Origin of the sequence: Eisenbergiella sp. OF01-20 (genome assembly GCF_003478085.1) — a bacterium.
In the GTDB taxonomy this organism is placed as follows: Bacteria; Bacillota; Clostridia; order Lachnospirales; family Lachnospiraceae; genus Eisenbergiella.
In genome coordinates this window covers 106631-119410 of the sequence record NZ_QUES01000005.1, presented here as the reverse complement: position 1 = coordinate 119410, position 12780 = coordinate 106631, and the positions used below count along the sequence as shown (strand labels likewise).

General features: G+C 49.9%; 9 protein-coding genes. All 9 read left to right on the top strand.

Annotation, left to right across the window (positions count from 1 at the left end):
* Position 1: 1 nt before the first annotated feature.
* Positions 2-2179, top strand: a complete 2178-nt coding sequence (gene secD / locus DXA36_RS09025; RefSeq protein ID WP_118678341.1) for a protein translocase subunit SecD — start codon at positions 2-4, stop codon at positions 2177-2179.
* A 156-nt stretch (positions 2180-2335) separates the two neighbouring features.
* The gene (gene recJ / locus DXA36_RS09020; RefSeq protein WP_118678339.1) at positions 2336-4105 is read left to right on the top strand and encodes a single-stranded-DNA-specific exonuclease RecJ; all 1770 of its coding nucleotides are present in this window, start codon (positions 2336-2338) and stop codon (positions 4103-4105) included.
* Positions 4106-4199: 94 nt separating this feature from the next.
* Positions 4200-5126: a 1-phosphofructokinase gene (gene pfkB / locus DXA36_RS09015; RefSeq protein ID WP_118678337.1), complete on the top strand. Its 927-nt coding sequence runs from the start codon at positions 4200-4202 to the stop codon at positions 5124-5126.
* A gap of 444 nt (positions 5127-5570) precedes the next feature.
* On the top strand, positions 5571-6575 hold the full coding sequence (locus DXA36_RS09005; protein WP_118678333.1) for an NAD-dependent epimerase/dehydratase family protein: 1005 nt from the start codon (positions 5571-5573) through the stop codon (positions 6573-6575).
* The gene (locus DXA36_RS09000) at positions 6563-7126 is read left to right on the top strand and encodes an NAD(P)H-dependent oxidoreductase (protein WP_182478987.1); all 564 of its coding nucleotides are present in this window, start codon (positions 6563-6565) and stop codon (positions 7124-7126) included. The genes DXA36_RS09005 and DXA36_RS09000 overlap by 13 nt, the downstream gene beginning before the upstream one ends.
* A gap of 439 nt (positions 7127-7565) precedes the next feature.
* Entirely contained in the window at positions 7566-8108 is a 543-nt protein-coding gene (locus tag DXA36_RS08995; RefSeq protein ID WP_118678329.1) for a cysteine hydrolase family protein, read from the top strand.
* A gap of 382 nt (positions 8109-8490) precedes the next feature.
* Positions 8491-9966, top strand: a complete 1476-nt coding sequence (locus tag DXA36_RS08990) for a UDP-N-acetylmuramoyl-L-alanyl-D-glutamate--2,6-diaminopimelate ligase (RefSeq protein ID WP_118678327.1) — start codon at positions 8491-8493, stop codon at positions 9964-9966.
* 19 nt (positions 9967-9985) lie between these two features.
* Positions 9986-12226, top strand: a complete 2241-nt coding sequence (gene priA, locus DXA36_RS08985; RefSeq protein ID WP_118678325.1) for a replication restart helicase PriA — start codon at positions 9986-9988, stop codon at positions 12224-12226.
* 43 nt (positions 12227-12269) lie between these two features.
* Positions 12270-12743 (top strand): peptide deformylase, encoded by a 474-nt coding sequence (gene def, locus DXA36_RS08980; RefSeq protein WP_118678569.1) that lies wholly within the window; start codon positions 12270-12272, stop codon positions 12741-12743.
* Positions 12744-12780 lie beyond the last annotated feature (37 nt).

Below are 12780 nucleotides of genomic sequence, written 5' to 3'. Positions count from 1 at the left end.
AATGAACAAGAAAAAAGGAATTTTCACCCTGATTGCGTTCATCGTCATATTGGCCGGATTGGGCTATGTGTCCGTTTTTGGTGTTGGCGAGAACAAATCAGGCTCCGCGTCCAGCGTTAAGCAGGGACTTGACCTGGCGGGCGGTGTCAGCATTACATATCAGGTGGTGGGGGATGAAGAACCCAGTTCGGCTGATATGAGCGACACGATTTACAAGCTGCAGAAGCGTGTGGAGAACTATTCCACGGAGGCACAGGTTTACCAGGAGGGCGGAGACCGTATCAATATCGAAATCCCCGGCGTTTCCGATGCCAATGCAGTGCTGGAAGAACTGGGCAAACCCGGTTCCCTTTCCTTCCAGGATTCATCCGGAAATGTAGTCCTGGAGGGGACGGACATTGCGGATGCGCAGGCCGGCTATCAGAACAACTCCCTGGGAAACCAGGAGCCTGTGGTTCAGCTCACCCTGACGGAAAACGGGAAGACCAAATTTGCGGAAGCAACCAAAAAGGCGGCTCCCACCCGCGACATCATCTATATTATTTATGATGGATCCGTTGTAAGCTCTCCTGCGGTGCAGTCGGAGATTACCGACGGTTCTGCCGTAATAACCGGTATGGGATCCTTCGAAGAGGCGGAGAGCCTGGCTTCCACGATCCGTATCGGCGGACTGAAGCTGGAATTGGAAGAACTGCGATCCAATGTGGTCGGTGCACAGCTGGGTTCCGAAGCGATTAACCGAAGCCTCATGGCAGGTGCCATCGGTATGGCAATCGTTATGGTGTTTATGATAGCTGTATATTGGATTCCCGGTGTGGCAAGCTCTCTGGCATTGTGTATGTATGTGGTGCTGATGATCCTGCTGCTTAACGGCTTTGAAATAACCCTTACCCTTCCCGGTATTGCAGGTATTATCCTGTCTATCGGTATGGCGGTGGATGCCAACGTAATTATCTTTGCACGTATCCGGGAAGAAATAGCCACGGGCAAGACTGTGAAATCCTCCATCAAAATCGGCTTCCAGAAGGCCCTTTCGGCAATCCTGGACGGTAATATTACGACCCTTATCGCCGCAGCCGTACTCGGCTTCATGGGATCCGGCACTATCAAGGGCTTTGCCCAGACGCTGGCTCTTGGTATCGTGGTATCCATGTTTACCGCGCTGGTGGTTACCAGGCTGATTCTGAATGCTTTCTATGCGGTCGGCCTTCAGAGCGAAAAACTTTATGGTCATGCAAGGGATAAAAAGCCTGTGGAGTTCCTTTCCAAAAAAGTGGTATTTTTTGCGGTTTCTATCGTCCTTATTGTGTCCGGTTTTGTTTTCATGGGCGTGAACAAGGGCCGTACAGGACAGATTCTTAACTACAGCCTGGAGTTCATGGGAGGTACTTCCACCAATGTCTCCTTCAACGAAAACAGGTCTATTGAAGATATCGATGCCAACATTGTTCCCATGATTGAAAAAATTACAGGTGACGGAAATGTACAGACCCAGAAGGTACAGGGTACGAACGAGGTAATCTTCAAGACAAGAACGCTGAATGTGGACGAAAGAGAAGAACTGAATCAGGTAATGGAAGAAAACTTCGGTGTGGATCAGGAGAAGATCACCGCGGAAACCATCAGCTCCACCATCAGCGGGGAGATGAGAAGAGAAGCGGTTATCGCTGTAGTCATTGCTACGGTATGTATGCTGATATATATCTGGTTCCGTTTCAAGGATATCCGCTTCGGCGCCAGCGCCGTTGCTGCATTGATCCACGACGTACTGGTGGTACTCGCCTTCTACGCGGCGGTGCGTGTATCCGTGGGCAGCACCTTTATTGCATGTATGCTTACTATTGTGGGTTATTCCATTAATGCCACAATTGTTATCTTTGACAGAATCCGTGAGAATATGGCGCTGGAAGGAAAACGGGATCTTCCCGGTCTGGTGAACAAGAGTATTACCCAGACCTTATCCAGAAGTATTTTTACTTCCCTGACAACCTTTATCATGGTGGCTGTGCTTTATATCCTCGGCGTAAGCTCTATCCGTGAATTTGCGCTTCCCCTGATGGTGGGTATTATCTGCGGAACCTATTCTTCCGTATGTATTACCGGTGCATTGTGGTTTGTCCTTCGCACAAAGGTGAAGGGTAAAACCGGGGAGACGGCGGCAAAAGCCAAATCCAGATAAAACCGGTCCATATAAAAGCGTTCTGCCGGAGCGTGTTTGAAACTGCTTTCTGCCAGATGGGCATCACAATCTGCGGGGAATGGATATTCGGACATGCCTGGGTCAGGACGCTTTTTTATGGCAGGGAAACGCGGCAGGATGCAAAGGAGTGAATAAATGGCAAAATGGTTTGTAGCTGCCAAACGGGCGGACTTTACGAAAATCGGACAGGAATTTGGAATCAGCCCTGTGCTGGCCCGGATTATCCGCAACAGGGATATTATTGAAGAGGAAGAAATACGCAGATATCTTCAGGGAACCATAGCGGATATGTATGCGCCCGGCCTGCTTAAGGATATGGAAAAAGCGGTGGATATTCTGCTGGATAAAATAAAGACGGGCCGGCCGATCCGGATAATAGGGGATTATGATGCGGATGGGATCTGCTCCACGTTTATCCTGCATAAAGGGCTGCTGCGGGCGGGTGCGACGGCGGATACTGCCATCCCCCACCGCATGAAGGATGGCTACGGGCTCAATGAACATCTGGTTGAGGATGCCTTTCAGGCAGGGATTGACACCATTATTACCTGTGACAATGGGATTGCCGCCGCGCCTCAGATAGAAATGGCCAAAGAGAAGGGGATGACTGTGATCGTAACCGATCACCATGAAGTCCCCTATGAGGAAGCGGAAGGGGAGCGCAGGTACATACTGCCTCCTGCAGATGCCGTGATCGATCCCAGGCAGGACGGGGATGCATATCCTTATAAAGGGATTTGCGGCGCCGTTGTGGCTTATAAAGTTATAGAAGCCCTTTATCGGAAGCTGGAACTGACGCAGAAAGAAAAGTCTTTGCTGGAGGAACTCCTTGAACTGGCTGCTTTTGCCACGGTGTGTGATGTTATGGAGCTTTTGGATGAGAACCGGGTTATTGTGAAATTCGGCCTGTCCCATATGAAAAACACCGCCAACCAGGGGCTGCGTGCCCTGATGGAGGTAAACGGCATAGAAAAAGGAAAGCTGTCGGCCTATCATCTCGGTTTTGTTATGGGTCCCTGTCTGAATGCCACAGGGCGTCTGGACACGGCTGTCAGGGCGCTGCAGCTTCTGGAAGCGGAGGATCGGGGAGAGGCTGTCCGTATTGCGTCGGATCTGAAGCAGCTGAACGACAGCCGGAAGGAAATGACGGATATTTACGTGAAGAAGGCGATACGGACGGTGGAAGAGAGCGGGCTCATGCAGGATCGCGTGCTTGTAGTCTATCTTCCTGACTGCCATGAAAGCCTTGCCGGAATCATAGCCGGCAGAGTGCGGGAAAAATATTATAAACCGGTGTTTGTGCTGACCAGAGGCGAGGAAGGCGTAAAGGGCAGCGGCCGTTCCATAGAAACCTATCATATGTACGAAGAAATGACCAGGGTAAAGCATCTTTTTACGAAGTACGGCGGCCATAAAATGGCTGCGGGCCTGTCTTTGGAGGAGAAGGATGTGGAAAACTTCCGGAGGGAAATCAATGCGGTCTGCACCCTGACCGAAAGTGACATGGAAGAACGGGTCCATATTGATGTCCCGATGCCGGTTTCCCATGTCTCCATGGAATTTGTACAGGAGCTGGAGCTTTTGGAGCCTTTCGGAAACGGCAATCCCAAGCCGGTTTTTGCCCAGAAGGATCTCTCCTTCCTGTCGGCCAGAATCCTGGGGAAAAATGGGAATGCCGTACGCTTTACGGTATTGGACGACTGTCAGACAAAGTGGGAAATGATGGCTTTCGGCGATCCGGAACCGATGAATGCCTATCTGGAAAAGAAATTCGGCAGGGAAGCGGTGGAACGGCTGTATCTGGGAAAAAGCCAGGATATCCGTCTGTCGGTAACCTATTACCCTTCCATCAATACCTATCAGGGGAATACAAAGCTTCAGCTGGTGATGCAGCAATATCAGTGAAAAGGAATAGGGAACACCGCTCTGGCAGCGGGCGGATGGTCATTTGGCACCTGATGAGTCAAGTTTACAAATAAAAAAGAACAGGGGATTTTATATGATTTTGACAGTAACGCTGAATCCGGCAGTTGATAAGACATACAGGACAGGAGAACTGTTCCCCGGCAGGGTGAACAGGATGCGTTCCGTTGACAATATCCCGGGCGGCAAAGGAATCAATGTGAGTAAAATTCTCCGCCAGTATAATTACGAGGTGACGGCCACCGGTTTTCTGGGCGGTTATCAGGGAAGGTGGATGGAAGCCCAGCTGGACAGGCTCCGGATAAGGAGCGCCTTTATCCGGGTGGAGGAAGAGACGCGCTCCAGCATGAACATCGTGGCGGATAACGGTTATGTGACGGAAATACTGGAGCCAGGCCCTCACATCAGTGATACCAGCCTGAAGGAATTTATGAAAAATTTTGTCCTGCTGGCAGAGGAAAGCAGCCTTGTTATCCTTTCCGGCAGCGCAGCTCCCGGTATCCCGTCAGATATCTATGCCAGGCTTATCCAAAGCGCTTCCGCGGTGGGAAAGCAGGTGGTTCTGGATACCAGCGGGGAACTGCTGAAGGAAGGGGTAAAGGCATCCCCAGCCGTGGTCAAACCAAACCGGAAGGAACTGGAATATATTATCGGACGCCGGCTTCCGGATCGGGAGGCGGTCAAAGAGGCAGCAGAGGTGCTGCTTTCCGATGGTGTGGGACTTGTCATGGTTTCCCTGGGGGACAAAGGCCTTCTTCTGGCGGAGCAAGGAAGATGCCTGTATGCCAGGGCGCCCAGGGTTTCGGCCCTGAACACGGTAGGCTGCGGCGACAGTGTGGTAGCTTCCCTGGCTATGTCCATAACCGCAGGGGAGGAAAAAGAGGAAATGCTGAGAAAAGCCGCTGCCATTTCCGCGGCGAATGCGACCACCCTGGAAAGCGGAAATGTTCCGCTTAAGCTGGCGGAAGATATGCTCCGCAATATCCAAATCGAAGAAATATAACAACTGCCCGTCAGGTAACCGCAGTACTGCGCATCCCTGCTGAACAATTAAGTAATAGAAAAAGATAAGATAAAAAGGCACCTGCTGACAGGCGCCTTTTTATCTTATCTTTTATGAGGGGGGAGATAGGTGTTGTTCATCTATCTGAAATATATGATAACCGGGAATTGTGACAGGAGTATGTCCATTTTAATAAAATGATATAAAATTTATAAAGTGTTTCTTTAGAATTCCTAAAAGAATAGGAGTCGGCAACATTTTTCTCCGATCTGTTCAAAAAGGGGGCAGAGAGGGGAAATCTGCTTATTGAGAGGGAAAATAGATGTTGCTATAATGATATTGACAAAAAGTTTGTAACTGTTCCGTACTTTCACAGCTACAAAATCTGCCGCTGCAGGAACCGCTTCCTGCAGCGGCAAACGACTCTGGACAGGGAGGTTCGCCATGAAGAAAATGTATATCATTACCGGCGCGGACGGACATCTGGGGAGTACCATCGTCCGTATGCTGGAACAACAAGAGTGTCTTGTGAGGGGGCTGCTTCTGCCTGGTGAGGAAGGGGCGGACAGGGGGAATATCACCTATTACAGGGGGGATGTACGCAGACGGGAGTCCCTGCTGCCGCTTTTTGAACATACGGACGGTATGGACATAATTGTGATACATACTGCCGGCATCATTGATATTTCGGGGAAGGTGACACCCCGGGTATACGATGTGAATGTAAACGGGACGAAAACCATTGCCGGGCTGTGCCTGGAAAAGCGGATAACAAGATTCGTATATGTCAGTTCCGTACATGCGATCCCGGAAAACGGAGATTACGGCGTGATGAAAGAGGTCAGTCAATTTTCAGAAAATGCGGTTACCGGCGGATATGCCAAAACCAAAGCGGAAGCGACAAAAGCGGTACTCTCCCTGGTAAAGCAGGGGCTGGACGCCGTGGTAGTGCACCCGTCCGGCATACTGGGGCCGTTTGGAGGTACGGGCAATTACCTGGTACAGCTGGTAAATGATTATATTATGGGGCGGCTCCCTGCCTGTGTGAAAGGCGGCTATGACTTTGTGGATGTGCGGGATGTGGCACAAGGCTGCCTTCTGGCGGCGGATAAAGGCAGGAAGGGGGAGTGCTATATCCTCTCTAACCGCCACTATGAAATCCGGGAAGTACTTGCCATGGTGCACAGGCTCTGCAGCTGCAGGCGGGTTCCTGTACTGCCTATGTGGATGGCAAAAGCGGCCGCCCCTATTCTGGCAGGCTATGCGAAATGCAGGAAAAAGCGGCCGCTGTACACCCGATATTCTCTTTATACGTTACGGAGCAACGACCGTTTTTCCCATGATAAGGCTACAAAAGAGCTTGGGTATAGTCCTCGGGATTTGATGCAGACGATGAAGGATACGGTACAATGGCTGAAGGAAGGGAAGAAACAAATATGCTTGGAATAAATTTCAGTTCCAGAAAAGACGGTAATTGCGGGGATTTTCTGTTGTTTCTCAAGCAGCAGACAAAAACAAGGTTTGTGGTGAAATGGATTCATGATTTTCCCTTTGACGGCTGCGGTCCCTGCTCCTACGAGTGTACACACGGCAGTTGTCCCAAAAAGGATGGCTTTGCGGAACTGACGGCCTGGCTGGACAGGGAAGAGGCGTATGTTTTTGTGATACCCGTGTATAATGGTAATTTACCGTCCGCTTTTTACCGCATGCTGGAACGGCTTTCGCCCAGGCTTCATGAAGAGGCGGAGGAACGGCGGTTCTGGAAGAAGGTGCGCATTCTTCTCATAGGGAATCCAGGGCATGGGCTGGAACGGTCGTCAGGGATTTTGAAGGAATTATTCCGTAATGCGGGACAGGTGCCGGGAATTATTACCTTTTCCTCCACGGATTATGGCATGAAGTCCACCAGGGACAGGCTGATTGAAGAAAAAGAGGTGCGTAAAAAGCTTATGAAGGCGGCAGAGGAAGAGGAACAGGAGGGGATGCCGCAGGGCACATAGGGACGCTGATCTGTTCAAACGAAAGGATTTCCGGCAGGAAGTGCCCGGGCATATACAGAAGAAAACGAAAAAGCTGCCAGCGGTTTGCACCGTACTGACAGCTTTTCGTTTTCTTATGAGGGGGGAGATAGTTTTGAGTTGTTTAACTATCTGAGATTATAATACAGGAAAAATGTGACGGGAATGTGTACGTTTTAGAAAAAGAAAATAAAAAGTCTTAAGGTTTTCTTTAGAAAAAGAGAAGAAGATCTTGCGGTGGGGCGGCATGGATAAGCTTTTTTGTCTGATGTGGTAACATTCTTAGGTATGTGGTAAAATAGAGGAGATTTCGGGAGGGTTATAAAAACAATAATTTACGAATTGCAATTGAATGTGGGTGCGCGGCTTTTTTTATACGTAATAATTAACGGGTAACAGTAATTAGGAAAGGACAGAGAAGATGAAACGGGAAAACACAATAGTACTGATTGTAGATATGCAGAATGCGCTCATGGAAGCACATCCCTTTCGTGAGGAGGAGTTAAAGGAGAATCTGAAGGCGGTTATCGGCACGGCCAGGCAAAGGGGTATCGAAGTGATATATGTTCGTCATGACGGCGGGGAAGGGGATGAACTCGCTTACGCAACCCAAGGCTGGCAGATATATGACGGGGTGTCGCCGCAGGAGGGGGAGCGGATATTTGATAAAACCTATAACAGTGCTTTTAAGGAAACCGGGCTGGATGCATATCTCAGAGAAAAGAAGATAACCGATATTATCCTTGGAGGGCTGCAAACAGAATATTGTATTGATGCCACCTGCAAGTCTGCATTTGAGAAGGGGTATCACGTATGCATTCCCGTTCACACAACATCAACCTTTGACAATGATTATTTTAGTGCGGAACAATTGACGGCATATTTTGAGAGGAAAATGTGGAATGGAAGATATGCTTCGGTAAGGCTGCCGGAGGATGTAATCCGAAAAATGGAAAACCTGTAACTGTTTAGCCGGACTGTGCATTTACTGCACGGAGCCGCTGAATAATACAAAACTCTTCCCTATTTCTTAATAATTCCTTCAGGGAATTAAGAACTTTTTTAAACTTTAATCACAGAATGAACACAATTTAAAGGTATCATTAGTGTCAGATAGTTGATTAACAACTCACTTAACTATCTCCCCCCTCATAAGCGATAAGCTCTCACGAAAGTGAGGGCTTATTGCATTTTGTGATGGATTTTTTCACCCCGGCCGCAGTGCCCGGAAGACGGCAGGGAACGGGCAGCTGGGACATATTGGTTGAAAAAACCGTCCCCCTGTGCTATTCTTATGGAAGTATTACGCTTAAATATCCATTTTTCAAAAAGAAAAGAGGAAAGATATGGCAGCATTAAAGACATTACTTGAGAATCTGGATGTTACGGTAGTGCGGGGGACAACGCAGCTTGATGTACCCGACGTTGTATACGATTCCAGAAAAATTACAAAAGGATGTTTATTCATTTGTATAGAAGGCGCTAATTTTGACGGGCACAGCGCTGCGGCACAGGCCGTGGAAAAAGGGGCTGCGGTTCTGGTGACACAAAAGGAAGTGGACGTACCCGGGGATGCCGTAGTGACGATCCTTCGGGTGGAGGATACCCGTTACGCCATGGCTTTTATTTCCGCTGCCTGGTTCGGACATCCGGCACGGCGGCTTAAGACCATAGGGATCACGGGAACCAAGGGAAAGACCACTTCCGCCTATCTTGTTAAATCCATTCTGGAAAAGACCGGATGTAAGGTAGGGCTGGTGGGCACCATAGAGGTTATCATCTCTGATACCCATATCCCTTCGGATAACACCACGCCGGAATCCTATATTCTGCAGTCTTATATGGCCAGGATGGTTGAGGCGGGTTGTGATACGGTGGTCATGGAAGTTTCCTCCCAGGCGCTCATGATGCACAGGAGCCAGGGCTTCGTGTTTGATTTTGGGATTTTTACGAATATTGAGCCGGACCATATCGGGCCGAATGAACACAAAAGCTTTGAAGAATACATGCACTGCAAGGGGCTGCTGTTCAGGCAGTGCCGTGTCGGGATAGCCAACCGGGATGATGGTCACTGGGAAAAAGTGATGGAAGGCCATACCTGTGAGCTGGAGACCTACGGTTTATCTCCTGATGCGGATTTGCGTGCGGAAAATCTGCGGCTGACCAATCATAACGGCCATCTGGGAGTGGCCTTCCAGGTGTGCGGGCTTATGGATTTCGAAGGGGAAATCGCCATGCCCGGCCGGTTCAGCGTATACAACGCTCTGACGGCGATCGCTATCTGCCGTCATTTCGGAGTGTCGGAGGAAGCGATAAAAAAAGCGCTCCGGGAAGCCAGGGTAAAGGGCCGGATAGAAATGGTGAAGGTGTCGGACGCATTCACTCTTCTTATCGATTATGCGCATAATGCCATGGCGCTGGAAAGCCTTCTGACCACGCTGAAGGAATATGATCACGGCAGGCTGGTATGCGTGTTCGGCTGCGGAGGCAACCGTTCCCGTCTGCGCCGTTACGAAATGGGTGAGGTGAGCGGCAGGCTTGCGGATTTAACTATTATCACATCCGATAACCCGCGGTTTGAAGAGCCTCAGGCAATTATCGAAGATATCAAAACCGGAATCGGGAAAACGGACGGAGAATATATAGAGATCTGTGACAGAAAAGAAGCCATTGCCTATGCGATTGATAACGGCCGTCCGGGAGACATTATCGTACTTGCCGGCAAAGGACATGAGGATTATCAGGAGATCAGAGGCGAAAAGCACCATATGGACGAAAGGGAGCTTATCGCGGAGATTTTGAAGGAACGCAAAGATAATTAAAAAAGAAGATGAGGTATACATGCAGGGCAGATTTGCGAATATTATAGTGGATATATCCCACGAAAAGGTGGACCGCCCGTTTCAGTACCGTGTTCCGGATGCCCTTTTGGGCGTGCCGGAGCCGGGGATGCGGGTGAGGATTCCTTTTGGCAGCGGCAACAATCTGCGCACAGGCTATATTATAGAAATGACGGATGAACCGGAATTTGATATAACCCGTCTGAAGGAAATCCATTCCATTATGGAAGAAGGCATACAGGTGGAAAGCCGTCTTATCCGGCTGGCCTTCTGGATGAAAGAGCACTATGGCTCCACTATGATTAATGCGCTGAAAACAGTCCTGCCGGTCAGGCAGAAGCTGAAACAGCAGGAAAAGAAAGAAATATGCCTCCGGGTGAGCATAGAAGAGGCCCGGGCCGAAATGCGGGAATGCGAACGGAAAGCGCAGAGAGCCAAGGCCAGGGTCCTGCAGGAGCTGATTGCCGAAGAACGGCTTCCCCAGGCGCTGGTGGCAAGGAAACTGAATATTTCCCCGGCCACATTTAAAAGCCTCCGGGATGCGGGTCTGATTGCGGTCAACAGCGTCCCCTATTACAGAAATCCTGTAAAACTGGATGCCAGGAGAGAAGCGGGGCGTATGCTCAGCAGGAACCAGCAGGCGATTGTGGATGCCGTAACCGCCGATTATGATCAGGGAATCCGGCAGACCTATCTGCTGCGGGGAATTACCGGCAGCGGTAAAACGGAAGTTTATATGGAGCTGATAGCCAGGGTTATCGCCAGGGGACGTCAGGCCGTTATGCTGATTCCGGAAATTGCACTTACCTATCAGACGGTGCTCCGGTTTTATAAAAGATTCGGGGATCGGGTGTCTGTTTTGAATTCCACCCTTTCTCCCGGGGAAAAATATGATCAGTGTGAAAGAGCCAGAAAAAGGGAAATTGATGTGATCATCGGCCCCCGGTCGGCTTTGTTCACGCCGTTCCCGGATATCGGAATCATCATCATAGATGAAGAACATGAAAACAGTTATAAAAGCGAAACGATGCCCAAATACCATGCCAGGGAAACGGCGGAGGAACTTGCCAGGCTTCATGGGGCAAGCGTCTTTTTAGGTTCGGCAACTCCTTCCCTGGACAGCTATTACCGGGCGAAACAAGGCCGATACCGGCTGTTCACGCTGGATGAACGTCTTACCGGAGGCGAACTTCCCCGCGTCTATGTGGAGGATCTTCGCAAAGAGCTGAAGGAAGGAAACCGTTCCATTTTTTCCGCCAGGCTTCAGAACCTTCTGCAGGATCGGCTGGAACGGGGGGAGCAGAGCATGCTCTTCCTTAACCGGCGGGGGTATGCGGGATTTGTTTCCTGCCGGATGTGCGGGCATGTTATGAAATGCCCGCATTGTGACGTGTCTTTATCCGAGCACAAAAACGGTACGCTGGTCTGCCATTACTGCGGCTTTACCCAGCCTGCCGTAAAACTCTGTCCGGAATGCGGTTCCAAATATATTCTGGGTTTCCGGGCCGGGACGGAACAGATAGAGGAGCAGCTGCATAAGCTGTATCCTGATAAAAAGGTGCTTCGTATGGATGCGGATACCACGAAAACGAAGGACAGCTATGAAAAGATCCTGTCCTCTTTTTCCGCAGGGGAAGCGGATATTCTGGTGGGGACACAGATGATAGTCAAAGGACACGATTTCCCCAATGTAACGCTGATGGGTATTATGGCCGCGGATATGTCCCTCTCGGTTAACGACTACCGGGCGGGGGAACGTACCTTCCAGCTGCTTACCCAGGCGGCGGGAAGGGCCGGAAGAGGAACCAGGCCCGGAGAAGTGGTGATCCAGACCTATCAGCCCGAACATTATAGTATTTTGCATGCGGCGGCCCAGGACTATGAAGGGTTTTATGAAGAAGAAATCCTTTACCGGCAGCTGCTTTCGTATCCGCCGGTATCCCATATTCTGGCAGTACAGGTAACCTCTTTGACGGCAGAAGGCGGGGAAGCGCTTGCCGGCCTGCTGAAAGGGCTTGCGTTAAAATCGGAGGAAGGCAGGGAGGAACACACGATCCTCATCGGCCCGGCTCCGGCCTTTATCGGCAGAATTAATGATATTTTCCGGTACGTCCTTTATATTAAGAACCCGGAGTATGCTATCCTGATCCGGCTGAAAAACCGGATGGAGCGTTTCCTGAAGGAACAGGAGCGCAAGGATGAAAATGTACAGTTCGATTTTGATCCCATGTCCTCTTTCTGAGAGAGGAACAACTATTATCAAAAGAAGAAAGGTGGAAGAAAAAATGGCTATCAGAAATATCAGAATCATGGGGGATCCCATCCTGGAAAAGGTTTGTAAGGAAGTAAAGGAAGTGACCCCCCGTATCAAAGAACTGATTGATGATATGTTGGAAACTATGTATGATGCGAACGGCGTCGGCTTGGCTGCACCTCAGGTGGGAATCCTGAAAAGAGTGGTGGTAGTTGATGTGACAGGGGAAGACCCCATTGTTTTGATCAATCCCCGTATCCTGGAAACCAGCGGAGAGCAGACCGGAGGCGAAGGGTGCCTGAGCCTGCCGGGAAAAAGCGGAACGGTAACCAGGCCCAATTATGTAAAAGTCAGGGCTTATGACAGGGATATGAAGCCCTTTGAAATAGAAGGAACGGAACTGTTGGCCAGAGCTTTCTGCCATGAAATTGATCACCTGGACGGCCATATGTATGTGGAAAAAGTGGAAGGTGAGCTGATGGATGTGGAAGAAGCGGAAGAATAGTAACTGTGAAGGGACGGAACAGTTACGACGAATAAAG